General features: G+C 63.6%; 32 protein-coding genes. 25 read left to right on the top strand and 7 right to left on the bottom strand.

Features of this window, described 5'->3' with window-relative positions:
- Positions 1-197 precede the first annotated feature (197 nt).
- The 3 genes from AC1DXM_RS05250 (at position 198) to AC1DXM_RS05240 (ending at position 2,434) form a co-directional block, all read left to right on the top strand.
- Positions 198-1,289, top strand: coding sequence for a hypothetical protein (locus tag AC1DXM_RS05250; protein WP_477232108.1), 1,092 nt, complete (start codon positions 198-200; stop codon positions 1,287-1,289).
- Between the two features lie 88 nt (positions 1,290-1,377).
- A complete protein-coding gene (locus tag AC1DXM_RS05245; protein ID WP_477232107.1) occupies positions 1,378-1,998 on the top strand; it encodes a nucleoside triphosphate hydrolase in 621 nt (206 codons plus the stop codon).
- An 85-nt stretch (positions 1,999-2,083) separates the two neighbouring features.
- Positions 2,084-2,434: a hypothetical protein gene (locus tag AC1DXM_RS05240; RefSeq protein WP_477232106.1), complete on the top strand. Its 351-nt coding sequence runs from the start codon at positions 2,084-2,086 to the stop codon at positions 2,432-2,434.
- Positions 2,435-2,545: 111 nt separating this feature from the next.
- On the opposite strand, the gene AC1DXM_RS05235 is transcribed toward AC1DXM_RS05240, so the two are convergent.
- The 3 genes from AC1DXM_RS05235 to AC1DXM_RS05225 form a co-directional block, all read right to left on the bottom strand.
- The gene (locus AC1DXM_RS05235; RefSeq protein WP_477232105.1) at positions 2,546-3,250 is read right to left on the bottom strand and encodes a glutathione S-transferase family protein; all 705 of its coding nucleotides are present in this window, start codon (positions 3,248-3,250) and stop codon (positions 2,546-2,548) included.
- A gap of 141 nt (positions 3,251-3,391) precedes the next feature.
- Entirely contained in the window at positions 3,392-4,600 is a 1,209-nt protein-coding gene (locus AC1DXM_RS05230) for a beta-ketoacyl-[acyl-carrier-protein] synthase family protein (RefSeq protein WP_477232104.1), read from the bottom strand.
- Positions 4,601-4,855 carry an acyl carrier protein gene (locus AC1DXM_RS05225; RefSeq protein ID WP_023671226.1) on the bottom strand — a complete coding sequence of 85 codons (255 nt, stop codon included), beginning with the start codon at positions 4,853-4,855 and terminating at the stop codon, positions 4,601-4,603.
- Positions 4,856-5,070: 215 nt separating this feature from the next.
- Here AC1DXM_RS05225 and AC1DXM_RS05220 point away from each other — a divergent pair, with 215 nt between their 5' ends.
- The 5 genes from AC1DXM_RS05220 to AC1DXM_RS05200 are packed head-to-tail and all read left to right on the top strand — an operon-like array spanning position 5,071 to position 7,448.
- Positions 5,071-5,913, top strand: a complete 843-nt coding sequence (locus AC1DXM_RS05220) for an urease accessory protein UreD (protein WP_477232103.1) — start codon at positions 5,071-5,073, stop codon at positions 5,911-5,913.
- Positions 5,914-5,943: 30 nt separating this feature from the next.
- Entirely contained in the window at positions 5,944-6,246 is a 303-nt protein-coding gene (locus AC1DXM_RS05215; RefSeq protein ID WP_023693076.1) for an urease subunit gamma, read from the top strand.
- Between the two features lie 10 nt (positions 6,247-6,256).
- A complete protein-coding gene (locus AC1DXM_RS05210) occupies positions 6,257-6,511 on the top strand; it encodes a DUF1272 domain-containing protein (protein ID WP_477232102.1) in 255 nt (84 codons plus the stop codon).
- A gap of 29 nt (positions 6,512-6,540) precedes the next feature.
- The gene (locus tag AC1DXM_RS05205) at positions 6,541-7,134 is read left to right on the top strand and encodes a HupE/UreJ family protein (protein ID WP_477232101.1); all 594 of its coding nucleotides are present in this window, start codon (positions 6,541-6,543) and stop codon (positions 7,132-7,134) included.
- A gap of 8 nt (positions 7,135-7,142) precedes the next feature.
- Positions 7,143-7,448 (top strand): urease subunit beta, encoded by a 306-nt coding sequence (locus tag AC1DXM_RS05200; RefSeq protein ID WP_477232100.1) that lies wholly within the window; start codon positions 7,143-7,145, stop codon positions 7,446-7,448.
- 26 nt (positions 7,449-7,474) lie between these two features.
- On the opposite strand, the gene AC1DXM_RS05195 is transcribed toward AC1DXM_RS05200, so the two are convergent.
- Together AC1DXM_RS05195 and AC1DXM_RS05190 are read right to left on the bottom strand one after the other, a co-directional pair.
- Complete coding sequence (locus AC1DXM_RS05195; protein ID WP_477232099.1) at positions 7,475-7,960, bottom strand: hypothetical protein; 486 nt, start codon at positions 7,958-7,960, stop codon at positions 7,475-7,477.
- A 129-nt stretch (positions 7,961-8,089) separates the two neighbouring features.
- Positions 8,090-8,452, bottom strand: a complete 363-nt coding sequence (locus tag AC1DXM_RS05190) for a hypothetical protein (RefSeq protein ID WP_477232098.1) — start codon at positions 8,450-8,452, stop codon at positions 8,090-8,092.
- A gap of 178 nt (positions 8,453-8,630) precedes the next feature.
- Here AC1DXM_RS05190 and ureC point away from each other — a divergent pair, with 178 nt between their 5' ends.
- From ureC to AC1DXM_RS05150, 8 genes are all read left to right on the top strand, one after another.
- The gene (gene ureC, locus AC1DXM_RS05185) at positions 8,631-10,343 is read left to right on the top strand and encodes an urease subunit alpha (protein WP_477232097.1); all 1,713 of its coding nucleotides are present in this window, start codon (positions 8,631-8,633) and stop codon (positions 10,341-10,343) included.
- Between the two features lie 93 nt (positions 10,344-10,436).
- Entirely contained in the window at positions 10,437-11,030 is a 594-nt protein-coding gene (locus tag AC1DXM_RS05180; protein ID WP_477232096.1) for a hypothetical protein, read from the top strand.
- Between the two features lie 44 nt (positions 11,031-11,074).
- The gene (locus AC1DXM_RS05175) at positions 11,075-11,680 is read left to right on the top strand and encodes a glutathione S-transferase family protein (RefSeq protein WP_477232095.1); all 606 of its coding nucleotides are present in this window, start codon (positions 11,075-11,077) and stop codon (positions 11,678-11,680) included.
- A complete protein-coding gene (gene ureE, locus AC1DXM_RS05170) occupies positions 11,677-12,276 on the top strand; it encodes an urease accessory protein UreE (protein ID WP_477232094.1) in 600 nt (199 codons plus the stop codon). Before AC1DXM_RS05175 ends, ureE begins: the two co-directional genes overlap by 4 nt.
- Complete coding sequence (locus AC1DXM_RS05165) at positions 12,269-12,940, top strand: urease accessory protein UreF (protein WP_477232093.1); 672 nt, start codon at positions 12,269-12,271, stop codon at positions 12,938-12,940. The genes ureE and AC1DXM_RS05165 overlap by 8 nt, the downstream gene beginning before the upstream one ends.
- Positions 12,937-13,377: a DUF3995 domain-containing protein gene (locus tag AC1DXM_RS05160; protein ID WP_477232092.1), complete on the top strand. Its 441-nt coding sequence runs from the start codon at positions 12,937-12,939 to the stop codon at positions 13,375-13,377. The genes AC1DXM_RS05165 and AC1DXM_RS05160 overlap by 4 nt, the downstream gene beginning before the upstream one ends.
- Positions 13,374-14,006 carry an urease accessory protein UreG gene (gene ureG, locus AC1DXM_RS05155; protein WP_477232091.1) on the top strand — a complete coding sequence of 211 codons (633 nt, stop codon included), beginning with the start codon at positions 13,374-13,376 and terminating at the stop codon, positions 14,004-14,006. Before AC1DXM_RS05160 ends, ureG begins: the two co-directional genes overlap by 4 nt.
- An 80-nt stretch (positions 14,007-14,086) precedes the next feature.
- Positions 14,087-14,854, top strand: a complete 768-nt coding sequence (locus AC1DXM_RS05150; RefSeq protein ID WP_477232090.1) for a class II aldolase and adducin N-terminal domain-containing protein — start codon at positions 14,087-14,089, stop codon at positions 14,852-14,854.
- 323 nt (positions 14,855-15,177) lie between these two features.
- Here AC1DXM_RS05150 and AC1DXM_RS05145 read toward each other — a convergent pair whose 3' ends face one another.
- Complete coding sequence (locus tag AC1DXM_RS05145; protein ID WP_477232089.1) at positions 15,178-15,810, bottom strand: HAD family hydrolase; 633 nt, start codon at positions 15,808-15,810, stop codon at positions 15,178-15,180.
- A gap of 216 nt (positions 15,811-16,026) precedes the next feature.
- Between AC1DXM_RS05145 and AC1DXM_RS05140 the strand changes: the two genes are divergently transcribed.
- Positions 16,027-16,986, top strand: coding sequence for a sugar-binding transcriptional regulator (locus tag AC1DXM_RS05140; RefSeq protein ID WP_477232088.1), 960 nt, complete (start codon positions 16,027-16,029; stop codon positions 16,984-16,986).
- A gap of 23 nt (positions 16,987-17,009) precedes the next feature.
- Here the strand turns inward: AC1DXM_RS05140 and AC1DXM_RS05135 are convergent, their stop codons facing one another.
- The gene (locus AC1DXM_RS05135) at positions 17,010-17,195 is read right to left on the bottom strand and encodes a hypothetical protein (protein WP_112559997.1); all 186 of its coding nucleotides are present in this window, start codon (positions 17,193-17,195) and stop codon (positions 17,010-17,012) included.
- A 110-nt stretch (positions 17,196-17,305) separates the two neighbouring features.
- Here AC1DXM_RS05135 and AC1DXM_RS05130 point away from each other — a divergent pair, with 110 nt between their 5' ends.
- The 8 genes from AC1DXM_RS05130 to AC1DXM_RS05095 all read left to right on the top strand — a co-directional run bounded on the left by AC1DXM_RS05130 (position 17,306) and on the right by AC1DXM_RS05095 (position 25,489).
- Complete coding sequence (locus AC1DXM_RS05130; protein WP_477232087.1) at positions 17,306-18,214, top strand: LysR substrate-binding domain-containing protein; 909 nt, start codon at positions 17,306-17,308, stop codon at positions 18,212-18,214.
- 230 nt (positions 18,215-18,444) lie between these two features.
- Positions 18,445-18,675 (top strand): hypothetical protein, encoded by a 231-nt coding sequence (locus AC1DXM_RS05125; RefSeq protein WP_477232086.1) that lies wholly within the window; start codon positions 18,445-18,447, stop codon positions 18,673-18,675.
- Between the two features lie 228 nt (positions 18,676-18,903).
- On the top strand, positions 18,904-20,214 hold the full coding sequence (locus AC1DXM_RS05120; RefSeq protein WP_477232085.1) for an ABC transporter substrate-binding protein: 1,311 nt from the start codon (positions 18,904-18,906) through the stop codon (positions 20,212-20,214).
- Positions 20,215-20,333: 119 nt separating this feature from the next.
- Positions 20,334-21,206, top strand: coding sequence for a carbohydrate ABC transporter permease (locus AC1DXM_RS05115; protein WP_477232084.1), 873 nt, complete (start codon positions 20,334-20,336; stop codon positions 21,204-21,206).
- 11 nt (positions 21,207-21,217) lie between these two features.
- Positions 21,218-22,042: a carbohydrate ABC transporter permease gene (locus tag AC1DXM_RS05110; protein ID WP_477232083.1), complete on the top strand. Its 825-nt coding sequence runs from the start codon at positions 21,218-21,220 to the stop codon at positions 22,040-22,042.
- Positions 22,043-22,150: 108 nt separating this feature from the next.
- Complete coding sequence (locus AC1DXM_RS05105) at positions 22,151-23,155, top strand: ABC transporter ATP-binding protein (protein ID WP_477232082.1); 1,005 nt, start codon at positions 22,151-22,153, stop codon at positions 23,153-23,155.
- Positions 23,152-23,922, top strand: a complete 771-nt coding sequence (locus tag AC1DXM_RS05100; protein ID WP_477232081.1) for an L-iditol 2-dehydrogenase — start codon at positions 23,152-23,154, stop codon at positions 23,920-23,922. Before AC1DXM_RS05105 ends, AC1DXM_RS05100 begins: the two co-directional genes overlap by 4 nt.
- A gap of 88 nt (positions 23,923-24,010) precedes the next feature.
- Positions 24,011-25,489, top strand: coding sequence for a mannitol dehydrogenase family protein (locus AC1DXM_RS05095; RefSeq protein ID WP_477232080.1), 1,479 nt, complete (start codon positions 24,011-24,013; stop codon positions 25,487-25,489).
- Positions 25,490-25,498: the final 9 nt, after the last annotated feature.

Genomic DNA, 25,498 nt, shown 5'->3' with positions numbered 1-25,498 from the left:
GACGAAAGCGCCCCTCTCCCCGTCACTATACGGGGAGAGGATGCCGGCAGGCAGGTGAGGGGCGGCGCTGGCCTTCGATAAGTCGACCACCTTCGATGATGGCAGCGAACTGGTCTGATGCAAAATGCCGGAAGCTGCGCTTGCGCAACCTGCGCGGAGCGGGTTTGTTCGCTGCCATCAGAATCAGCAGGTGCATGATGGATACGGTCACGATCAAGGCAAAAGGCATCTCGGTCACGGTCGACCTCACCGTCGGCCATATCGCCGACATGACCGTCGACAGCGATGGCCGCCAGCTGAAGCCGCTGCACCGCGCGCCCTGGGTCGATGCCGGCGAGACGCTGCCGCCAGACCTGCCCGAGGGCACGGTGCGGCTTTCCGGCGATTTCCTGTGCGCGCCGTTTTCGGCGAGCGACATCGAGGCTGCGCCGCTGCATGGCTGGCCGGCCAACAGCGGTTGGGATGTCACCGCCAGCGAAGCGACATCCGATGGCTGGCGGGCCATCTTCCGGCTGCGCCGCCAGGTCATGGGCGCCTCGGTCGACAAGATCTTTACGCTTCGGGATGGCCATCCCTTCCTCTACCAGGAGCATGTCTTTTCCGGTGGGGCGGGCGCGGTGTCCGCCGCTCACCATCCGATGACGGCGATGCGCGACGGCGGGAGGCTGGCCTTTTCGCCCAAGCGTTTTGCCGCAACGCTGGACGCACCATTGGAGCCCGATCCGGCCCGCGGCCGCTTCAAGCTTGCCTATCCCGCGCGCACCACCAATCTGACGCGCTTTCCCGCCACCGGCGGCGGCACGCTCGATCTCACCGACTACCGCATGGAGGATCAGCGCGAGGATTTCATCACCATGGTCGAGGCCGATCACGGCGGTCCGGGTTGGACGGCGCTGGCGCGCCGGGCCGAGCAGGATCTGGTGCTGGTGCTGAAGAACCCGGCCGAATTGCCGGTCACCATGCTGTGGTTCAGCAATGGCGGCCGCGACTACGCGCCGTGGAGCGGCCGCCATCGCGGCGTGCTCGGCATCGAGGACGGCCGCGCCGCCGTCGGCCATGCCGCCTCGGTCGGCGGCAACTGGCTGAAGCGCGAAGGCGTGGCGACCGCCTTTGCGCTCGGCGGCGAAGTCTCCTTCCGCCATGTCATCGGCGCGCTGCCTCAGGCTAGCGGCGAGCCTCCGCGCGATATCGCGACAACATCAGGTCACATGCGTCTCACCGGAGCCGATGGGTCGCCCCGCGACGTCGCATTCGACAGCGACTTCCTGCGCATCGCCAAGTCAGCGTAGCCTGACGGCATCGCAAGTTCAGGGTTTGAAATTTCCTCCAACAGCCGTCAAGATGCGGCTGAAACCATCTGGCTGCAAAAAGGCTTTCATGTCTGAAATCGCCCACCTCGCCGCCACCATCTTCAAGCGCGCCGGCAAGGCGAAGCGCTTCATCGTCGCCATTGCCGGCCCGCCCGGCGCCGGCAAGTCGACGCTGTCGGCCAGCCTGCATGATCTGTTGCCGGAAGGCGCCTCGGAAGTCGTGCCGATGGACGGGTTTCACTATGACGACGTCGTGCTCAACCAGCGCGGCCTGCGGCCAAGAAAAGGCGCTCCCGAAACCTTCGATTTCGGCGGTTTTGAAACGCTGTTGAAGCGCATCCGCGCGGGCGAGCCCGACATTGCCATTCCGGTGTTCGACCGCAGCATGGAATTGTCGCGCGCCGCAGCCTCCATCGTCGCCGCCGAGGCCAAGTTCATCCTGGTCGAGGGCAATTACCTGCTGCTCGACGAGGAGCCGTGGTCGCGGCTGGCGCCTTTGTTCGACTTCACCATCTTTGTCGACGTGCCGCGCGCCGAACTCGAGCGCCGCCTGCTGGCGCGCTGGCACGAGCATGGCCGTTCCGACGAAGACGCACGCGCCTGGATCGCCTCCAACGACATGCCCAACATCGACCGCGTGCTTGGCCGTCGGCGGTCCGCCGACCTGGTTGTCGGCGATCCCGCTTAATTCTCAGGATTTCCGAACGGGAACCTTAAGACTTTCAGGTCGTTATCGCTGACGAGGCAACTTAGCCACAGAGGGATTTCGTCCGATGGCAACCAAAGCAAGAAAACCCGCAGCCGCCAAATCCAGGGCAACGCCAGCCAAGGCCACCCAGGCAAAAGCAGGCGCCGGTCCGGCAATTGCGGAGCGCTCCAAAGATGCAAAGCCGGCTTTCGGCAAGGCGGCGCCGAAGAAGGTGGTGCCGGGCGTAGCGGCCAAGGTGGCGGCAAAGCCTGCCAAGGCCAAGAAGCCGGCAGCCAGCGGCAGCTCGGTGGGCACCATGCGCAATGTAGCCAACGTTGCCGCCGGCGCGGTTGTCGCCACGGCCAGAGGCGCTGCATCACTTGCCGCGTCAGTGATGGGCAAGGGCGGCTCCAAGGCCAAAGCCAAGGCAAAGTAGAGCAATTCCAGGAAAAGTGTGGAGCGGTTTTCCCGGGAAAAGCGCGTAGCGCTTTCCCTTGGGAATTGCGTCAAACAAAAGGGGAAAGCCGCTTTCAAGCGGCTTTGATCATCAGCCTCTGGCTGGAATGGTCAGGCCGCGTTGCACCGCGGGCCGTGCCAGGCCGCGGTCAAGCCAAGCCGCGACGGTGGGGAAATCGTCGAAGCCGACGAGTTCGCGCGCGTCGTAGAAGCCGATCAGATTGCGCACCCAGCCCAGCATCGAAATGTCGGCGATGGTGAAATCGTCATCCATGATCCAGCTGCGGCCTTTCAGCCTCGTCTCGAGCACGCCGATCAGCCGCCGCGATTCGTTGCGGTAGCGATCCAGCGGCCGCTTGTCGGCGATCTCGCGTCCGGCGAATTTGTTGAAAAACCCGACCTGTCCGAAGATCGGTCCGATCGCCGCCATCTGGAAGAACACCCACTGGATGGTTTCGTAGCGCCGCGCCGGGTCGGCCGGGATCAGCTTGCCGGTCTTGTCGGTGAGGTAGAGCAGGATGGCGCCGGATTCGAACAGGCCGAGCGGCTTGCCGTCCGGGCCGTCGGGATCGATGATGGCCGGTATCTTGCCGTTCGGGTTCAGCGACAGGAATTCCGGCGTCCAGCTCTGGTCCTTGCCGATGTCCACCAGATGCGCCTCGTAGGGCAGGCCGAGTTCTTCCAGCGCGATCGACACTTTCACCCCGTTCGGCGTCGTCGCCGAATAGAGCTGCAGGCGGTCGGGGTGCTTGGCCGGCCAGCGCTTGGTGATCGGAAAAGCGGACAGGTCGGTCATCGAAAGCTCCGGTCGGGAATTTGGCGCTGGCATCGCGCCGTTTGGCGGGTTGCGAAGGATTATCCGCCACGTGTTTGCCGATCAACCGGCCGGCGGTGCACACACCGTGTTTACCAGCGATTCACGGCCAGCCGCCTGCCGTCAGACCGCCTTGAACGCTACCACGGCATTGGTGCCGCCAAAGGCAAAACCATTGCTGATCGCGGCCCGCACCTTGCGCTCGCGCGCCACATTGGGCGTGACGTCGAGATCGCAATCGGGGTCGGCTTGCCGGAAATTGGCCGTCGGCGGCACGATGCCTTCGCGGATCGCCATCACGCAGGCGATCATCTCCAGGCCGCCCGAGGCGCCGAGGCAATGCGCATGCATCGACTTGGTCGACGACACCGAGAGCTTGTAGGCGTGGTCGCCAAACGCGCGCTTGATCGCCGCCGTTTCGATCTGGTCGTTGGCCTTGGTGCCGGTGCCGTGGGCGTTGAGATAGTCGACGTCCTCGGGGTTGAGCCCGGCGTCGGCCAGGCAGGCGCGCATCGCCGCCGTCGGCCCTTCGACAGTCGGTGCGACGATGTCGGAGGCGTCGGCGGAAAGCCCGACGCCGGCAATTTCGGCCAGAATGTCGGCGCCGCGCGCCATGGCGTGTTCGTAAGTTTCCAGAACCGCCATGCCGGCGCCTTCGCCCAGCGACAGGCCCTGGCGGTCGGCCGAGAACGGCCGGCAGGTGTCGGGCGCCAGCACCCGCAGCGCCTCCCAGCCTTTCAGGATGCCCCAGACCAGCGGCGCATCGGTGCCGCCGGCGACCATGACGTCGGCGCGGCCAAGCCGGATCTGGTCGACCGCCGAGGCGAAGGCGTGATTGGACGACGAACAGGCCGAGGTGACGCCGAACACCGGCCCGCGCAGGCCAAGCACCATGCTGACCTGGCCGGCCGCAGCGCTTGGCATCACTTTCGGTACGGTGAAGATGCCGGCCCGGTTCTTGCCGTCGATCAGGATGGCGCGATAATTTTCCTCGATCGCTTCCCAGCCGCAGACGCCGACGCCGACCACCGTGCCCATCCGGTAGGTTGTGGCTTCGTCCGACGTCAGTCCGGCTTGCTGCATGGCCTCGCGCGCCGCGATCGTCGCCAACAGGCTGAAGCGGTCCATCGACACGGTCTGCTTGTGGCCGATGCCATGCTCGGGCATCGCCTTGATCTCGCAGCCGACCTTGACCTTCAAATCATGCAGCAGCGGGTTGTCGATCTGGCCGATCGCCGAACGTCCGGCGCGCATTTCGTTCCAGATCGCAGGCGCATTGGTGCCGAGCCCGCATATGCCGCCTATGCCGGTAATGACGACGCGCTTGTGCATTCAGGCTTTCTTCGCGATCAGCGCGCGAACAGCCTCGACCATGTCGCCGACATTCTTCAGATTGCTCCAGGCATCGACCGTGTTCATCTCGATCTCGATGCCGTACTGTTCCTCGAGATCGAAGATGATCTCGGTCAGTTCCAGGGAATGGATGCCAAGCGCGGTCAATTCCGTATTGGTGGTGATCTCTTCGCCGCCGGGCTCAGCATGTGCCCTGATCTTGGCGATGATTTCCGTTGCCAGCTCGTCAGCCATTCGTTTCCTTCCCCAATTTTATCGTTTCGCGGTGCCGATTGGTTGGCGCCCGTGTTGCCTGGACTGAAAATCGCCGTCGCCTTCAAAACCCCGCCAGGCGCGGCATGACCGTTCCAAAGAGGCTCCCTCTATAGAAACGGAAACGCTGTCAAGCAACAAGCTATATCAATAAGCACCATATCGACAAAGCAGCCGGAGTGCTTAACGTTGGGGCGATGGATACGTTGCAACCTGGCTTGACTGCAGTGCTACCGGCCCAGCGCGTCGCTGGCGCGGCCCGGCTTGCATGCGGCGTCAGTGCCGGCCGCACCAGGCTTTCGCGCCTCTATCAAGACGGATCGGCCAAGATCCGAATGCCGGCCGTCGCGGCGGATCCGCTCGAAGCCGTTCTCATCAACACCGCGGGCGGGCTGACTGGCGGTGATCGGCTTGGCTGGGAAATCGATGTCGGGCCAGGTGCCTCCGCTTCCATCACCACCCAGGCCTGCGAAAAGATCTATCGCGCCGAAAGCGACCGTGCCGAAGTGCGGGTAAAACTTGAAGTCGGCGCGGATGGCCGTATTGCCTGGCTGCCGCAGGAAACCATCGTCTTCGACCGCTCGGCCTTTGCCCGCACGCTCGACGTTGAGCTTGCCGCAGGCGCCGAGGCATTGCTGCTCGAGGCCACCGTCTTTGGCCGCCTGGCCATGGGCGAACAGGCCGCGCACGGCCATTTCCACGACCGCTGGCGGGTCCGCCGGGACGGCGCGCTCATTCATGCCGAGGATTTCCGCATCGGGCCGGCCATTGCCACAGCGCTTCGTCGCCCGGCAGTCGCTTGCGGCGCCATTGCCGTGGCGACGCTGCTGATGGTTTCGCCGCATGCCGAAACCTTTCTCGAGCCGGCCCGCGACATCATCGGCGCCGAGGGCGACGCCAGCGCCTGGAGCGTGAAACAATCTGGCAAGCTTCTTGCGAGGCTGTTTGCCGAGGACGGTTACCAGCTGCGCAAGCGGCTGGTTCCGCTCGTCGAACTGCTCAACGGGCGGGCCGGTCTGCCCAAATTATGGTCACTCTGAACCAAATCCAGGCCAAATCCAGGAAAGCGCATGAACCTGACGCCGCGTGAAAAGGACAAGCTGCTCATCGCCATGGCGGCGATCGTGGCACGCAAGCGGCTGGAGCGCGGCGTCAAGCTCAATCATCCCGAAGCGATCGCGCTGATCACCGATTTCGTCGTCGAGGGCGCCCGCGACGGCCGCCCGGTCGCCGAACTGATGGAGGCGGGCGCCCATGTCGTCACTCGCGCGCAGGTGATGGAAGGCATCGCCGAGATGATCCACGACGTCCAGGTCGAGGCTACCTTTCCCGACGGCACCAAGCTGGTCACCGTGCACGAACCGATCAGGTGAGGAGGAAACGATGCTCGAACTCAGGCCCAACTGCGAATGCTGCGACAAGGACCTGCCGCCGGAAGCGACGGATGCGCTGATCTGCACCTTCGAATGCACTTTTTGCGCCGACTGCGCTGAAAATGTGCTGGGCGGCGTCTGTCCGAATTGCGGCGGCAATTTTTCCGCCCGCCCAATCCGGCCGGCAGAGAAGCTGAAGAAATATCCGGCCTCGACCAAACGTGTGCTCAAGGCCGAGGGCTGCGGCCCGCGCAAGGCCGCGTGATTGTTACCGTGACTTGGAAGGGAAGACCGATGATCTCTGCCTCAGCCAAACGCACCACGCTAGCCGCAATCCTGCTGCTGGCGGCAGCCATGCGCGCCTATGCCCATGTCGGCATCGGCACGACCTCGTCCTTCGCGGAGGGCTTCGCGCATCCGCTGTCCGGACTCGACCATATGACGGTGATGATCGCCGTCGGCTTGTGGGCCGCGCTCAAGGGCGGCAAGGCGGTTCTTGCCTGGCCGCTGGCCTTTGTCGGCGTCATGCTGGTCGGCGCCGCGCTCGGCATGCTGCATGTACCCTTGCCTTTCGTCGAACCGGGCATTTTGGCCTCCGTCGTCGCTCTTGGCCTGCTGGTTGCGCTGGCGGTTGAATTGCCGATCTCCACCGGCGTCGCCATCATCGGCCTGTTCGCGCTGTTCCATGGCCACGCCCACGGCACCGAAGTGCCGGAAAATGCTGGCGGGCTTGACTATATGGCCGGCTTCGCCGTCGCCACCGCGCTTCTCCATGTCATTGGCATCGCTGCCGGTCTCGGTATCGGCCTGCGCTTTCGCGGCCTTGCCCGCGCCGCCGGTGCTGCCTGCGCTGCGGTCGGTGTCGGCCTGGTCTTCGGCGTTCTGTGAGGCTCACGATGATCCCCGGCGAAAGCATCACAGCAAGCGGCGACATCGAGCTCAATAAGGGCCTGCCGACGGTTACGCTCAAAGTCGCAAACAGCGGCGACCGGCCGATCCAGGTCGGCAGCCACTACCATTTCTTCGAAACCAATGAGGGGCTGAAATTCGATCGCGACAAAGCCCGCGGCATGCGTCTCGACATAGCCGCCGGCACCGCGATGCGCTTCGAGCCGGGACAAGAGCGTGACGTCACGCTGGTACCGCTCGGGGGAAAACGCGAGGTCTATGGTTTCCAGCAGAAAATCATGGGCAAGCTGTGAGATCGACAGGGTCGAACGCCCTGGGATCAGTTCGACGGCCTGGCCGCTGCATAGATGACGATTCCTGCAGGCCCGTCGAATTCGACGGCGAGAACGTCCTCGGCCAGCACGCGCCTGGATTCGATAGCATTGAACAGCAGCGCGTTGGCGTCGATCTCCTTGCGCAATTCCGTAATGTCGTCCTGATGCTGCCTGACCTTGCTCTCGACGGCCGGCGGCGGGCCGCCTTCGCTGCGCGCCGCGTCGGTGAGGAAGACGATATCCACCGTGTCGAGCTTGGATGTCTTGCGTACCGTGCCGATGTTTTCACGCGTCCGCTCGATCGCGGCGATGAGCTTTCCGGTCTCCGTCGTCGTGCGCGCCTCTTCCTGGCGGACATCGGAGCCGACGATCCGGTTGACGGTGTCCGCGCTCTCAACGGCCTGCGCGGCAGGCGGCCCGTAGGCCGCGAGGAACACGCAAGTCGCTATGGTCTGGAGCCATCTGGCGTCGGTAAAGGGAATGGTCGGCATAGATCGCTCCTGGCGAACTTTTCTGCGCAACGCCGTTCGGCGCCAAAGAAGCCAAACGACTCCCGTCCGGCGAAGGTTCCCTCCGCGATAGGGCCGGCGGGCCGGATATCGGCCCGCCAGGCGCGGTCGTCAGCTCGCCTTCTTGGTGACCAGGGTCAGCGCGCCATTGGTGGTCATGCTGGCGGCGACCACCTGTGCCGAGGTGAGCCCCTTGGCTTCGAGCGCCGACTTGAGCTGCGGTGTCGCATCGATCGAGCTGCGCAGTTTTTGCAGCCCGGCATCGCCGCGCTTGGCGATCACCTGGTTGACCTGCGTCTGGGTGGCCTCAGGCAGCTCGGTGATATCGACGATGTTGACGCTCTGGATCGCCGGCGCCGCCGGCTGAGCGCTAGGTGCGGTTGGTTTCGGTTGCGGCGTCGGCTGCTGCTGGGCGCCGGCAATTGTCGCGGAGGCGAGCGTGGCGGCGGCTGCAAGAACGATGATTTTGCGCATGGATTTTCCTTCCATCGAATGGGCCAGGGATCTGGCAAACGGTTGGTTCGGGGTGGCACGCCCACCTCAACGGCCAAATGGGATCAGAAGGTGTCGCCGAGCGGGTCATTGCATGACCATTGGATGGCGACGATGTGGAATTCGGCTGAAGCCAGACCGTTTTGGGGAGCATTGACTGATGGCTAGAATCACCCGCGCCGCCTATGCGCAGATGTACGGTCCCACCGTCGGCGACAAGGTGCGCCTGGCCGACACCGAATTGTTCATCGAGGTCGAAAAGGACCTCACCATCCATGGCGAAGAGGTGAAATTCGGCGGCGGCAAGGTCATCCGCGACGGCATGGGCCAGAGCCAGGTGTCTCGTGCACAGGGTGCGGTCGACACCGTCATTACCAACGCGCTGGTGATCGATGCGTCGGCAGGCATCTTCAAGGCCGATATCGGCCTCAGGGACGGCCGCATCGCGGCCATCGGCAAGGCCGGCAATCCCGATACACAGGACGGCGTCACCATCATCATCGGGCCCGGCACGGAAATCATCGCCGGCGAGGGCAAGATCCTCACCGCCGGCGGTTTCGACGCGCATATCCACTTCATCTGCCCGCAGCAGATCGACGAGGCGCTAATGTCGGGCATCACCACCATGCTCGGCGGCGGCACCGGCCCGGCGCATGGCACGCTGGCCACCACCTGCACGCCAGGCCCCTGGCACATGGCGCGCATGATCCAGTCCTTCGACGCCTTTCCGATGAACATCGGCCTGTCCGGCAAAGGCAATGCCTCGCTGCCGGCGGCGCTGGAGGAAATGGTGCTGGGCGGCGCCTGTTCGCTGAAGCTGCATGAGGACTGGGGCACGACGCCGGCGGCCATCGACTGCTGCCTGTCGGTGGCCGACGATTACGACGTGCAGGTGATGATCCACACCGACACGCTGAACGAATCCGGCTTCGTCGAAAACACCGTCGCGACGATCAAGGGCCGCACCATCCACGCCTTCCACACCGAAGGCGCCGGCGGCGGCCATGCGCCTGACATCATCAAGGTCTGCGGCCTGCCCAACGTCATCCCGTCTTCGACCAACCCGACCCGGCCCTACACCGTGAACACGCTGGCCGAGCATCTCGACATGCTGATGGTCTGCCACCATCTGTCGCCGTCGATCCCCGAGGACATCGCCTTTGCCGAAAGCCGCATCCGCAAGGAAACCATTGCCGCCGAAGACATTTTGCACGACATCGGCGCCTTCTCGATCATCTCGTCCGACAGCCAGGCCATGGGCCGCGTCGGCGAGGTGGCGATCCGCACCTGGCAGACTGCCGACAAAATGAAGCGCCAGCGCGGGTCGCTGCCGCAGGAAACCGGCAACAACGACAATTTCCGCGTCCGCCGCTACATCGCCAAATACACCATCAATCCGGCCATCGCCCATGGCCTGTCGAAGGACATCGGCTCGATCGCGGTCGGTAAACGCGCCGATCTTGTGCTGTGGAACCCGGCCTTCTTCGGCGTCAAACCGGACATGGTGTTGCTTGGCGGCATGATCGCTGTGGCCCCGATGGGCGATCCCAATGCCTCGATCCCGACCCCGCAGCCCATGCACTATCGCCCGATGTTCGGCGCCTATGGCAAGGCCAGGACCAATTCGTCGGTGACCTTCGTTTCGAAGGCCGCACTTGAGTCTGGCCTGCATGGCCGGCTCGGCGTCGACAAGCAGTTCGTTGCGGTGGAAAACACGCGAGGCGGCATCGGCAAGCATTCCATGGTCCTCAACGACGCCACGCCGCATGTCGAAGTCGACCCCGAAACCTATGAGGTTCGCGCGGACGGGGAGCTACTGACTTGCGAGCCGGCAACCGTGCTGCCGATGGCGCAGCGGTATTTTCTGTTCTGACGCCGGCAATCCGACCGACCGGGCAAAATGCGTTGCGGCTGGCATCCCGACGCCGCAATATGCTGCCCACGATAAGCCGCATAGTGATCAGGCATGGCCATCGAAACAGCGTCCGCCCACGACATCTTCCCGCACATCCGCATCGTCATGGGCATGGTGATCGGCCTCGGCGTCACGCGCCTGCTGTCGGGGCTCGCGCGCATTGTCCAGCATCCCGGCCAGTACAGGCTCTACCCCGTGCACCTCGCCTGGGTCGCCTCCATGCTGTTGCTGCTGGTGCATTTCTGGTGGTGGGAGTTCGGTCTCTATGCCATCGAGACCTGGACCTTCGGCAAATATTTGTTCCTGATCTTCTACGCCATCACGCTGTTCCTGCTGTGCGCGCTGCTGTTTCCGGATTCGATGCTCGACTACACCAGCTACGAGGATTTCTTCTATTCGCGCCGTGGCTGGTTTTTCGGCCTGCTGGCGGCCACTTACCTGCTCGATGTCGTAGACACGCTTCTGAAAGGTCCCGAGCATTTCGCCCGCTACGGCAACGAATATCTGTTCCGGACGCCGGTTTTCGTCCTGTTGTGCATTGCCGCCATCCTGGTGCGCGACCGCCGTTTCCACATCGCCTTCGTCGTCGGCACGCTGATCTACCAGGTCTCGTTCATCCTGCGGCTCTTCGACACCATCGTCTGAGCGAGCGCAATCATTTAGGGTCGCGAGGAAAGAGGGCTCAACCAATGTACAAGGCCATCGGATCGCGCGGATCCCGGGTCAGCCGCGTTCTCTGGATGCTCGAGGAACTCGGACAGCCCTATGAATTCGTCGAGGTCAAATTGCGCTCGCCGGAAGCCTATGCGCTCAATCCGTCGGGCAAGGTGCCGATCCTCATCGACGGTGAACTGACGGTGACGGATTCGGCGGCGATCTGCGTCTATCTCGCCGACAAGCATGCCGACAAGGGTTTGGGCGCCAATCCTGGTGTCGCCGGCCGCGCCGAGATGGATTCCTGGATGCATTTTGCTCAGAGCGAGTTCGAGGCGCCGCTGTGGAACAAAGTGCGCCATCGCTTCCTGCTGCCGAAGGAAGTGCGGGTCGATGTCGGCCCGGCCGCCGCCTACGACTTTGCCTCGGAGACCAAGGCGCTTGATCGCCGGCTGGGCGACCGGCCGTTTGCACTCGGCGACCGGTTCTCTGCCGTCGACGTGTTGTTGGGCGACATGGGCAACTGGGCCCGCGCCGGAAAATTCCCGATCGAGTCAGAGCGCGTCAACGCCTATTTCGACCGTGTGCTTTCGCGGCCGGCCCGGGCGCGGGCGCAAGCCAATGGCGGAGCTATGCGATGAAACTCAACCTCAACACCGACTTCACCAAATTCCCGCGCGCCGTCCAGGTGCTGCCTGCCGGAAAAGCCGGTGCCGCGGCGCCATTCGGCCGCGCCGTTCTGCCCCATGACGAACGCCATCTGCGCCGGCGAGCGATCGAACTTACCGATGGCAGCAAGGTGCTGGTCGACCTGCCTGAACCGGTGACCCTGAACGACGGTGATCGGCTGGTGCTGGAGGACGGCCGCCATGTTGAAATCACAGCAGCACCCGAAGAGGTCTACGACATCCGCGCCCGCGACGCCGTACATCTGACCGAACTTGCCTGGCATATCGGCAACCGGCATCTGGCGGCGGCGATCGAGTCCGGCCGTATCCTGATCCTGCGCGACCACGTCATCAAGGCGATGCTGGAAGGTCTCGGCGCCACCGTGCGCGAGGTCTCCGAGCCGTTCAAGCCGGTGCGTGGCGCCTATTCCGGCGGCCATGATCACGGCCATGCGCACGCCGAAGCGCATGCACACAGCCACGCCGAGGCGCATTCTCACGCACACAGCGAGTCGCATTCCCATTCCCACAGCCATTCCCACGAAGGGCATCACCACGACCATGACTGATCAACCGTCCGGCATCGCTTTGCTGCGGCTGATGGCGTGGCTGTCGCCGGCTTTCCCGGTCGGTGGCTTTTCCTACAGCCACGGTCTCGAACGGGCGGTGCATGACGGGTTGGTGGCCGACAGCGAAAGCCTCGCCGGCTGGCTCGAAACGCTGGTCGAGATGGGCTCGGGCTGGAACGACGCTGTGCTGTTCACAGAGGCCTGGCGCCGCGCCCGCGACGGCGGTAACCTCCATGAAATTGCCGACCTCGCCGAAGCGCTTGCCGGCTCGCAGGAGCGCCACACCGAAACCATGCTGCAAGGCGCTGCTTTTCTGAAAGCGGCGTCGGCCTGGCCCAATCCGGTGCTGGCCCGCTTGCCGGCCGAATGCGCCTATTGTGTCGCCGTCGGCGCAATTACCGGCGGCAACGGCATCGCGCTTCAGGACGCGCTGTCCGCCTTCCTGCAGGCCTTCTTCTCCAACCTCGTCCAGGCCGCGATCCGGCTCGGCGTCGTCGGCCAAAGCGGAGCGACTGTGCTGCTCGCCGGCTTCGAACCGCTGGCGTTGTCGACGGCCGCGCGGGCGGCCGGCTCGACATCGGACGATCTCGGCGGCTGCGCCTTCATCTCCGACGTGATGGCAATGAAACATGAGACGCAATATTCCAGGCTGTTCCGCTCATGACTGTCCTCGCCGTAGCCCTTTCGGCCGTCCTGCTGCTGATCACCGCGCTGCATGCCTATTGGGGCCTTGGCGGCATCTGGCCGGGCAGGGACGGCGCCTCCTGCGCCCACGCCGTTGTCGGATTTCGGGGCGTCGACGAGATGCCGACGCCCTTTGCCTGTTTTGCCGTTGCCGCATGCCTGTGTCTGGCAACGCTATGGCCATTGGCGCTCGCCGGTGTCTTTGCCTCACCTTTTCCAAGGGAAGGCCTTGCCGCCACAGCGCTGCTCGTCGGACTGGTCTTCTTCGGTCGCGGCATTTTGGGCTTCACGCCCTGGTGGCGCCGGCTGGCGCCGGAGCAGCCTTTTGCGCGGCTCGATACCAGTCTCTATTCGCCGCTGTGCCTTTTGATCGGGCTCAGCTTCGCAATTCTCGCCATAACGGAGTTTTCGGCATGACCCAGGCCAACGGTCCCCTTCGCATCGGCATCGGCGGCCCCGTCGGCTCCGGCAAGACGACGCTGACGGAAAAGCTCTGCAAGGCGCTGCGCGACGACTTTTCCATCGCTGTCGTCACCAACGATATCTACACCAAGGAAGACGCCATGATGCTGGCCCGCCTGCAGGCGCTGCCGGAAGATCGCATCGTCGGCGTCGAGACCGGCGGCTGCCCGCACACCGCCATTCGCGAGGACGCCTCGATCAATCTGCAGGCGATCGCCGGGCTGAACAAAAAATTCCCGGATCTCGACATCGTCTTCATCGAATCCGGCGGCGACAATCTTGCCGCCACCTTCTCACCCGACCTTGCGGACCTGACCCTCTATGTCATCTCGGTCTGCCAGGGCGAGGAGATCCCGCGCAAGGGTGGGCCGGCGATCACCCGCTCCGATTTCCTCATCATCAACAAGAGCGACCTGGCACCCTATGTGAACGTCAACCTCGATGTCATGGAGAGCGACGCCGCCCGTATGCGCGGCAAGCGCCCGTTCGGCTTCACCGACCTGTCGCGCAGCAAGGGGCTGCAGGAGGTCATCGACTTCATCGTCGAGCATGGCGGGCTGCGGTCGGCTCGCACGGCGGCCTGACGCAAGACAGCCTGACCCAGCAGTTTGCCGTTGCTGGCCGGGGTCGGGCGCGGCATTCTCTCGAAAACGGAGGTTTTCAAATGAGCATCGCCCGCCTGCAGAAGGAAGCGCTGACCAACCTGCCCTACTACGAAGAGCGCGTCGATCTCGCCGCTGCCTTCCGCTGGACGGCGCGACTCAACATGCATGAGGCGGTGGCCAATCACTTCTCGCTGTCGGTCAACGAGGACGGCACGAAATTCCTCATGAACCCCAACCAGGTGCATTTCTCGCGCATCAAGGCGAGCGACCTGTTGCTGATCGACGCCAATGATCCCGACACGCTGACCGGCCCCAACGCACCCGATCCGACCGCCTGGGGGCTGCACGGCGCCATCCATCGCAACGTGCCGCACGCCCGCTGCGCCATGCATGTGCATTCCATCCACGCCACCGTGCTGGCATCGCTGGCCGACTCGACCTTGCCGCCGATCGACCAGAACTCGGCGATGTTCTTCAACCGCCACGTCGTCGACGCCCATTATGGCGGCCTGGCCTTCGAGGAAGAGGGCGAGCGCTGCTCGCAACTGCTCACCGACCCCAAGGTCAAGGTCATGGTGATGGGCAATCATGGCGTGATGGTCATCGGCGATACCGTCGCCGACGCCTTCAACCGCATGTTCTATTTCGAGCGCGCCGCCGAAACCTACATCAAGGCGCTGTGGACCGGCCGCCCCTTGCGCACGCTGTCCGACGCCATCGCCGAGAAGGCAGCCAGCGAGATGGACGACTATCCCGGCCAGGCCGAGCGCCATCTTGCCGAGCTGAAGGCGATCCTCGACGAAGAGGAGCCGGTTTACCGGAGCTGAGCGATCATCCTTCTCCGCTACGCACACACCTTACGTGATTGGTGTGACTGATCGGCCGAAGGCTTGATTGCCAGGTGGTTCCCCCAATCCGTCGCTGCTTTGCAGCGCCACCTTTCCCCCCTCCGGAGGGAAAGGAAGGGAGCCTTGCTGGACGAGCGTTTGACGGCAAAAAAGCTTGGCGCCTTCCCTCTACCCCGTCGATCGGGGGAGAAGTGGCTCGGCGAAGCCGAGACGGAGTGGGGGGTCGACCAGCGCAACATTAGACAATGCATGCGCCAAGCTGAAGGGAGGATGAGGGGTAGCGCCGGCTTCGAGGGATCTCCTCAGAGCCCCAGCTGAGCCCGCAATTCCTCCGCGCTGTTGATCACCACAGCCCCCTTCGGTCCTTGCATCGGCGCTTCCGGCCAGAAGATCGTCCGCATCCCCGCCGCAAGGCCGGATGTGGCGCCGGTCACGCTGTCGTCGATCGCCACCGAATCCGCAGGGTCGACCCCTGCCAGCCACGCGGCGCGCAGGAACGGCTCGGGGTGCGGCTTGCCCTCGCGCACGTCGTTGCGGCTGATCGTGCGCATGCCGGGATAGATCAGGCCGACGGCGCTTAAATTGGCATCGACGATCACCCGGTCCGAATTGGACACCACCGCCTGCTGCACGCCAAGGGCGCGCAGTGCGTTGAACACTTCGATCGCGCCGGGGCGCGGCTTCAGCGTCTCGGCCATCGGCAGATAGTGGTCATACTTGCGCACGATCCAGTCGTCGAAGGGCAGGTCGAGGCCGAACTCGCTGCGCAGCATCTCGTAGACCGGTCCGGCGGCGATGCCCAGCACCCGCTCATGCAGGTTGATCGGCGGCGCGATGCCGACGCTGCGCAGCGCCGCCACCAGGGCGGCCTCATGCAGCGGCTCACTGTCGACCAGCGTGCCGTCCATATCCCAGAAAACCGCTTTCGGCGTCATGCGCGAGGCTCCTTTTGCCGATCCCCTTAAAGCGTTTGTACCGGGAGATAAACCGCCGAAGCCCTTTGCCTGCGATTTTTGGCTGGGGCGATTGCCTCGTCGCAATCGGGTCAACGCGGCAAGCAATTGCCCTCTCGATAGACAATTGCGCGCCGGAGCATTCCCTGCAAGACTATGACGCTTCGCCCAAGGGGGCGGGGTCTCGGGAGGCAGACTTTGAATTCGCGGCAGGACGGCGGCAGCAACAGGTTGGACGACGCGGCGCGCGCCGGCTGGCTTTACTATGTCGCCGGCAACACGCAGGACCAGATCGCCACCACGCTCGGCATTTCCCGGCAGACTGCGCAGCGGCTGGTATCGCTCGCAGTATCGGAGGGGCTGATCAAGGTGCGTGTCGACCACCCGATCGCCAATTGCCTCGACCTCGCCGCGCGGTTGAGGTCGCGCTTCGCGCTTGACCTGGTCGAAGTGGTGCCGAGCGATCCGACCTCGTCCTCGACCACGATCGGCATTGCCGAGGCGGCGGCCGCCGAGATCGAGCGGCGGCTCAGGTCGCCGACGCCGATTGTCATGGCCATCGGCACAGGCCGCACGCTGAAGGCGGCGATCGAGCAATTGCCGCCGATGGAATGCTCGCAGCACAAGGTGGTGTCGTTGACCGGCAACATCTCGCCCGACGGTTCTGCCGCCTTCTACAACGTCATCTTCACCATGGCCGACAGGGTCAAGGCGCGCTCGTTCCCGATGCCGCTGCCGGTCATCGCCTCGTCGCCGGAAGAGCGTGAGATGCTGCTCGCCCAGCCGATGATCCAGCCGACGCTGGCGCTCGCAGCGGAAGCCGACGTCACCTTTGTCGGCATTGGCGATCTCGGCCCGAAGGCGCCGCTCTACGAGGACGGCTTCATCTCGGAAAGTGAATTGAAGGCGCTGCAAAAGGCCGGCGGCGTCGCCGAGATCGTCGGCTGGGTGTTCGACCGGGAAGGCCGCATGATCGAGGGCATCACCAACGACCGGGTATCGTCGGCCGCTTTGCCGTCACGCGAAAAATCGCTCGTCATTGCGCTCGCCATGGGCGAGCGCAAGCTGCCGGGCATTCTGGCGGCGGTGAACCGGCGGCTGGTCAACGGCCTCATCACCGACGAGCGGACCGCCACGGCCCTGCTCGACGGCGCCTGAGCTGGCGATAAAAATCGGCACGGCTATTTATGCCGCCCGCCAACGTCGTTGCCATCGAGGAAACCCATGTCGCGCTGCAGATGCGGCGACAGGTCCCTGACGTCGACATAGCCGCGCTTGCGGTTCACAAGCTGGGAAAATTCGTGCGCCAGCACGGAAAACCAGCTCTGTGCCGGGGTAGAATGCAGTCTTTCCTGTACCGTGGTCATGATCTTCAGTCTCCGCTATGCTTGAGCTGGATTGATCGTCCACACCACATATCGGTCTGATCGGCTCCTGCTTCCAATCAAACGTCGATCATGACCCATAAGGAGGGCTTATGCCCGAACTCAAGGCACCACAGCTTGCCCAACTGCCGCCGCTGCAGGCCATCAGGGTGTTCGAAGCCGTCGCGCGGCATCTCTCCTTCACCAAGGCCGCCGAGGAACTGGGCATGACCCAGGCCGCCGCCAGCTATCAGATCAAGCTGCTGGAAGAGCGCATCGGCTCGCCGCTGTTCCTGCGCCAGCCGCGCCAGATCGTGCTGACCGAACCCGGCCAGCGCCTGGCGCCCGCCGTCAGCGAGGCGTTCAGTCTGATCAGCAGCGCCTATTCGGCCGCGCGCGGCGGCGCCGATGGCGTGCTTTGCGTGTCGACGCTGCTGACCTTCGCCTCGAACTGGCTGGCGCAGCACCTCGGCTCCTTCCAGCTGTCGCACCCGTCGCTGGCGGTGCGCGTCGACACGTCTAACAGGGTCATCGATTTCACCCGCGAGGACGTGGACATCGCCATCCGCTCCGGCAGCGGCAAATGGCCGGGGGTGGAAACGCACCTTCTGTTCAAGGCCGATTTCACCCCGGTGCTGAGCCCGGCGCTCGCCGCCAGCATTGGTGGCGTTCACGAACCGGCCGACCTGTTCAAACTGCCCATTCTCGATCCCGGCGACATATGGTGGCGGGAATGGTTCGCCCTTGCCGGCGTGCCGGCGGACGAACTTGCCAATCGCACCGGAACCAGCATGGGCGCGCAGGCTTATGAGGCGAATGCGGCGATCGCCGGCCATGGCGTGGCGATCCTGACCACGGCACTGTTCAAGACCGAGCTCGCCGCCGGCCGCCTGATCCAGCCCTTCGACCTGGTTGGCGACGACGGTCACGCCTATTGGCTGGTCTACCCGACAGCCCGCCGCAACGTGCCGAAGATAAAGACCTTCCGTGACTGGATCCTGGCCGAGATCGCCTGCGCATAAGGCCCGAGCGATTCGCGGAATGATTCCGGGAGCGAACTCTGCAAGGTCGAGTCGCAGATCCACGAAAGCTTCGCTTTTTGGGGACAAGCAGGCTATCGGGCAGCCCGGTTAACCAAGCCTGAGAAAAACACTGTCGATATCGCCTGTCTGGCTTGGGCTCGTGCTTGTGGCGGCCCAATTGAACGGGATCAATCCTGTGCAAGTTGAAAACAGGATCGATCAGCGGGCTGATGAAAGTCTATCGCGTCGAAGAAGTCGAAAACAACACCGTGCGCGTGACGCACGTCATCGAAGCATTCGCGCCGTTTCAAGCTGCCGCAAAGGCAATCGGCCGGGAAGTTAGGCTGCGCAAGGACGAACCCAACTGGATCCGGGTGACGGAAACGCTGACCAGAGCCAAGCAAACCCGCGATGGTGGAGTTTTCGAATATTCCGTCGGAAGCTATCCGGCCCACGGCTGAGGGTTTGCCCTAGCTCCATGATTGATGGGGTTGCGATGGCAAGCCGCCCTGATGTTCGCGCCCCGACGGGCTGCCCCCGAATCCATCCAATATTCTCTCCCCGCCCGACGCCGCGCGGCGCCCGCGTGCTGCGCTGCAGCATCGAATCCGGCTTGACATAATTAACGCCGAGTGAGTAATTGCTCAGCACCAAGGCAAATGCTCATCTTGGTTCATGGGAGGAATTTGATGAAACTTCGCACGCTCACTCTGGGCCTGTTGTCGGCCAGCGCTTTCGCTTTCGCCGCGCATGCCGAATCCATCACCATCGCCACCGTCAACAATGGCGATATGGTCCGCATGCAGAAGCTGACGGACGACTTCACCAAGACTAACCCCGACATCACGCTCAACTGGGTCACGCTCGAAGAGAATGTGCTGCGCGAGCGCGTCACCACCGACATCGCCACCAAGGGTGGCCAGTATGACGTGATGACCATCGGCACCTACGAGGTTCCGATCTGGGCCAAGCAGAGCTGGCTGCTGCCGCTCGACAAGCTTGGCGACGACTATGACGTCAAGGACATCATCCCGGCCATCGCCGGCGGCCTGTCGGTCGACGGCAAGCTCTATGCCGCGCCGTTCTATGGCGAAAGCTCCTTCGTCATGTACCGCAAGGACCTGATGGAGAAGGCAGGGCTGACCATGCCCGATGCCCCGACCTGGGACTTCATCAAGCAGGCCGCCGACAAGATGACCGACCGCGCCACTGGCGTGAACGGCGTCTGCCTGCGCGGCAAGGCCGGCTGGGGCGAGAACATGGCCTTCCTGACCGCGATGTCGAACTCCTTCGGCGCACGCTGGTTCGACGAAAACTGGAAGCCGCAGTTCGATCAGCCGGAATGGAAGAACACGCTGCAGTTCTATGTCGACCTGATGAAGGCCGACGGGCCTGAGGGCGCCTCCTCCAACGGCTTCAACGAAAACCTGGCGCTGTTCCAGCAGGGCAAGTGCGGCATGTGGATCGACGCCACCGTCGCCGCCTCATTCGTCTCCGACCCGAAAGCTTCCACTGTCGCCGACAAGGTCGGTTATGCTCTTGCTCCCGACAACGGTCTGGGCAAACGCGGCAACTGGCTGTGGGCATGGTCTCTGGCCATTCCCGCCGGTACGCAGAAGGCTGATGCGGCTCAGAAGTTCGTCTCCTGGGCGACCTCGAAGCACTATGCCGAGCTCGTCGCGGCGAAGGAAGGCTGGGCCAACGTTCCTCCAGGCACGCGCTCCTCGCTCTACGCCAATGCCGAATACCAGAAGGCGGCTCCGTTCGCCAAGATGACATTGGACTCCATCAACGCCGCCGACCCGACGCATCCGACCGTCAAGCCGGTGCCCTATGTCGGCGTCCAGTTCGTCGCCATCCCTGAGTTCCAGGGTCTCGGCACCACCGTCGGTCAGCTGTTCTCGGCGGCGCTTGCCGGCCAGTCGAGCGTCGACGATGCGCTCAAGCAGGCCCAGGACGCCGCCACGGCAACGATGACCGAAGGCGGCTACATCAAGTAAGGCTCCTCCCGGTGCCGACTGCCGGCCGCCTTCCTGGCCGGCAACGGCCGCCCGAATCCCAGTTCGGGCGGCCTCTTTCACACACTTGAAAATTTGGCTGACCTTGAAGGGTGACCGTCATGGCTACTCAGCAGACCCGTTCGCTTGCCCGTTTCATGATGGCGCCATCCGTGGTGCTGCTGTTCGTCTGGATGATCGTGCCGCTGGTCATCACCCTGTGGTTCTCCTTCCAGCAGTACAATCCGCTCAATCCGATCCGCGACGGGTTCGTCGGCTTCTCTAACTACGCGCTGTTCTATTCCAACCCGGCCTTCCTGCAGTCGATCCTCAACACGCTTGTTCTGGTGGGCAGCGTGCTGCTGATCACCGTCATCGGCGGCATCCTGCTGGCGCTTTTGATCGATCAGCCGATGTGGGGACAGGGGATCGTGCGCATCCTCGTCATCTCGCCGTTCTTCGTCATGCCGCCGGTGGCGGCGCTTGTCTGGAAGAATATGATCATGCACCCGCAATACGGCGTCTTTGCCGACATTGCGCGCTTCTTCGGTGCTCAACCGATCGACTGGTTCGGGCAGCATCCGATGATGGCGATCATCATCATCGTCGCCTGGCAATGGCTACCCTTCGCCACGCTGATCCTTTTGACCGCGCTGCAGTCGCTGGACGGTGAGCAGAAGGAAGCCGCTGAGATGGACGGCGCCGGCTTCATCAGCCGCTTCATCTATCTGACGCTGCCGCACATGTCGCGCGCCATCACCGTCGTCATCCTGATCCAGACCATCTTCCTGCTGTCGGTCTATGCCGAGATCCTGGTCACCACCAATGGCGGCCCCGGCTACGCCTCCACCAACCTGCCCTTCCTCGTCTACCAGAAGGCATTGCTGGAGTTCAAAATCGGCCAGGCATCCGCCGGCGGTGTCATCGCCGTCATTCTCGCCAACATCGTCGCCTTCTTCGCCATGCGCGCAGTCGGCAAGAACCTGGACAAGTAAGGGAGGATACGATGGCACGTGCAGTCACCACCCAACACAAGGTCATTGCAACCGGCGCCGCCTGGGTCGTCGCGCTGCTGATCTTCTTCCCGATCCTCTATACGATCATCACCTCGTTCAAGTCGGAGCAGGAGGCCATCCAGGGCTTCGCCCTGATCCCGTCGGGGACGTTCGAGAGCTATACCGAGGTCCAGGCGCAGAGCGGCTACTTCAAGTTCTTCTTCAACTCGGTGCTGCTCTCGGTCGGCTCGACCATCCTGGCCCTGATCGTCGCGGTTCCGGCCGCCTGGTCGATGGCCTTCTCGCCGGGCAAACGGACCAAGGACATCCTGATGTGGATGCTCTCGACCAAGATGATGCCGGCGGTCGCGGTGCTGTTCCCGATCTACCTGATCTTCCGCGACACCGGCCTGCTCGACAGTCGCATCGGCCTGATGGTCATGCTGATGCTGATCAACCTGCCGATCGTGATCTGGATGCTCTACACCTACTTCCGCGAAATCCCTGGCGAAATCCTCGAAGCGGCGCGCATGGACGGCGCTACCCTGTGGGGCGAGATCGCCTATGTGCTGACCCCGATGGCGGTGCCGGGCATAGCGTCGACCATGCTCCTCAACATCATCCTGGCATGGAACGAAGCGTTCTGGACCATCCGTCTGACCACCACCGAGGCCGCGCCGCTGACGGCCTTCATCAGTTCGTTCTCAAGCCCGCAAGGCCTGTTCTGGGCCAAGCTTTCGGCGGCCTCGACGCTGGCGATCGCCCCGATCCTGATCATGGGCTGGTTCAGCCAGAAGCAGCTGGTGCGCGGCCTGACGTTCGGAGCCGTGAAGTAAACCGAAACTGCCTGAAGCAATCGGCGAAAGCAATTCCAGGAAAAGTGTGTAGCGGTTTTCCGTTCGGAATTGCGTAGAACCAAACAGTTACCCCTCGGGGAGGAAACCATGGGAAACATCACGCTCAAGAACGTCTCCAAGCATTTCGGATCGACGGTCATCATTCCGGGTCTCGACCTGGTCATCGAGAATGGCGAGTTCGTCGTCTTCGTCGGTCCGTCGGGTTGCGGCAAGTCCACGCTGCTGCGCCTCATCGCCGGCCTCGAGGACACCAGCGGCGGCAGCATCAACATCGATGGCCGTGACGTCACCGGCGAGGCGCCGGCCAAACGCAAGCTGGCCATGGTGTTCCAGTCCTATGCGCTCTACCCGCATATGACGGTGGCCAAGAACATCGGCTTCCCGCTGAAGATGGCCGGCGAGGATGTAGCGACCATCGACAGGAAGGTGAAGGACGCCGCGCGCGTGCTGAACCTCACCAACTACCTCGAGCGCCGGCCCGGCCAGCTCTCCGGCGGCCAGCGCCAGCGCGTCGCCATCGGGCGCGCCATCGTGCGCCAGCCCTCGGCCTTCCTGTTCGACGAACCGCTGTCCAACCTTGATGCCGCACTGCGCGGCACCATGCGGCTGGAAATAAGCGAGCTGCACCATCAGCTCAAGACGACGATGATCTACGTCACCCACGACCAGATCGAAGCCATGACCATGGCCGACAAGATCGTCGTGCTCAACGCCGGCAACATCGAGCAGGTCGGCTCGCCGATGGAGCTCTACAAGTCGCCGAAGAACCTGTTCGTCGCCGGCTTCATCGGTTCGCCGAAGATGAACCTGATCGAAGGTGCGCCGGCCGCCAAATACAACGCCAAGACCATTGGCATCCGTCCCGAGCACATGAACATCTCGACCACGGCGGGCGACTGGAAAGCCACTGTTGGCGTTGCCGAACATCTCGGATCCGACACCTTCCTGCACGTCCAGGCCGATGGCGTCGGCACGCTGACCGTGCGCGCCGACGGCGAAATGCCTGTCCGTCACGGCGACACCATTTACCTCACGCCCGACAAGGTTCGGATGCATCGCTTCGGCCCCGACGGAAAGGCGCTGACGCAGTGAGGCTGAAAGGCAAATCGGCGCTGATCACCGGATCCGCGCGCGGCATTGGCAGGGCCTTCGCCGAAGCCTATGTGCGCGAGGGCGCGACCGTTGCCATTGCCGATATCAATCTGGCGGCTGCCGAAAAGACAGCCTCCGAGATTGGCGCCAAGGCCTATGCGGTCAGGCTCGACGTCTCCGACCTCGCTTCGATCGAGGCGGCGGTCAAGGCGGTCGAGACAAGAACCGGCGGCCTCGACATACTGATCAACAACGCCGCTTTGTTCGACCTGGCGCCGATCGTCGAAATATCGAAGGCGAGCTACGACAGACTGTTCTCGGTCAATGTCGCCGGTACGCTGTTCATGCTGCAGGCCGCAGCCCGCTCAATGATTGCACACGGCAAGGGCGGCAAGATCATCAACATCGCCAGCCAGGCCGGACGGCGCGGCGAGCCGCTGGTCGGTGTCTACTGCGCCACCAAGGCCGCGGTCATCTCGCTGACCCAATCGGCGGGGCTCGACCTGATCAAGCACCGCATCAACGTCAATGGCATCGCGCCGGGCGTCGTCGACAGCGATATGTGGGATGAGGTCGACGCGCTGTTCGCCAAGTATGAGAACCGGCCGAAGGGCGAGAAGAAGCGGCTGGTCGGCGAGGGCGTGCCTTACGGCCGCATGGGCAAGCCGGAGGACCTGACCGGCATGGCCGTGTTCCTGGCCAGCGATGACGCCGAATACATCGTCGCCCAGACCTACAATGTCGATGGTGGCCAGTGGATGAGTTGAGGGGCGAAGGCACTCTTCTCCCCGTCCCTCCACGGGGAGAAGAGGCCGGGATTACGCAGGCCGCAGCCCGGCCAAAGGGTAAAAGCAGATGACCATGAAACTCTCGTCTTCCGTCCTCGCCAAGCTTCCCCCAGAGGTCGCCGGCCCGAAATACGATCGCACTGCGCTCAAAGCCGGCATCGTCCATTTCGGCGTCGGCAATTTTCATCGCTCGCACCAGGCCGTCTATCTCGACGACCTCTTCAATGCGGGCGTTGGCCATGATTGGGCGCTGATCGGCGCCGGCGTCTTCGAGGGCGAGAAGGTCGGCCGTTCCAAGCTGCAGGAGCAGGACTGGCTGACCACCGTGGTCGAGCAGGATTCCGACCATATGAGCGCCCGCGTTACCGGCGCCATGATCGACTTCCTGACGCCCGGCGATGCCGATGCCATCATCGACCAGCTTGCCGATCCGGCCATCAAGATCGTTTCGCTGACCATCACCGAAGGCGGCTATTTCATCGATCCGGCGTCGGGCAAGTTCAACCCGACCCATCCCGACATCGTCGCCGATGCGCAGGCCGGCACGACGCCGAAGACAGTGTTCGGCCTCATCCTGGCCGGGCTGATGCGCCGCCGCGCCGACGGCATCGTGCCGTTCACCGTCATGTCCTGCGACAACATCCCCCACAACGGCCATGTCACGTCGGACGGCGTCATCGGCCTCGCCCGCCTGATCGATGAGGATCTGGCCAACTGGGTCAGCGACAACGTCGCCTTTCCGAACGGCATGGTCGACCGCATCACACCTGCGACCTCAGATCGCGAGCGCGGCATCCTGGCCACGGAGTTCGGCCTCGAGGACAATTGGCCGGTGTTCTGCGAGCCGTTCAAGCAATGGGTGCTGGAGGATCATTTCACCGACGGCCGCCCGCCGCTGGAAAAGGTCGGCGTGCAATTCGTCAAGGATGTCGCGCCCTATGAGCTGATGAAGATCCGCATCCTCAATGGCGGCCATGCCACCATCGCCTATCCCGCGGGACTGATGGACATCCATTTCGTCCACGAGGCGATGCAGGAGCCGCTGGTGCGCGGCTTCCTGGCCAAGCTCGAACATGACGAGATCATTCCGACCGTGCCGCCGGTGCCCAACACGGTGCTGGAAGACTACTACCAGCTTATCGAGCACCGCTTCTCCAACCCCAAGATCGGCGACACCATCCGAAGGCTTTGCCTCGATGGTTCCAACCGGCAACCGAAATTCATCATCCCGACCATCGCCGACCGGCTGAAGGCCGGAAAGGGCGTCGCCGGGCTGGCGCTGGAATCGGCACTGTGGTGCCGCTACTGCTTCGGCACCACCGACAGTGGCGCCGTCATTGAAGCCAACGATCCGAGCTGGGACAGGCTGCAGGCCACCGCCAAGGCGGCGAAGGACAAGCCTGGCGCCTGGCTTGCGATGGAGGACATCTATGGCGATGTCGGCCGCTCGGCGCCGTTTGCCGAGGCTTTCGCCCATGCGCTCAACGTGTTGTGGGCAAATGGCGCGCGCGCGACGCTGACGCGCTACATCGCCGGCAAGCTCTGACGCGAGCCG

It is taken from the genome of Mesorhizobium sp. P3_A2, assembly GCF_056403115.1.
The sequence above is the reverse complement of the archived record's forward strand: the minus strand, read 5'-3'. Positions and strand labels throughout refer to the sequence as shown.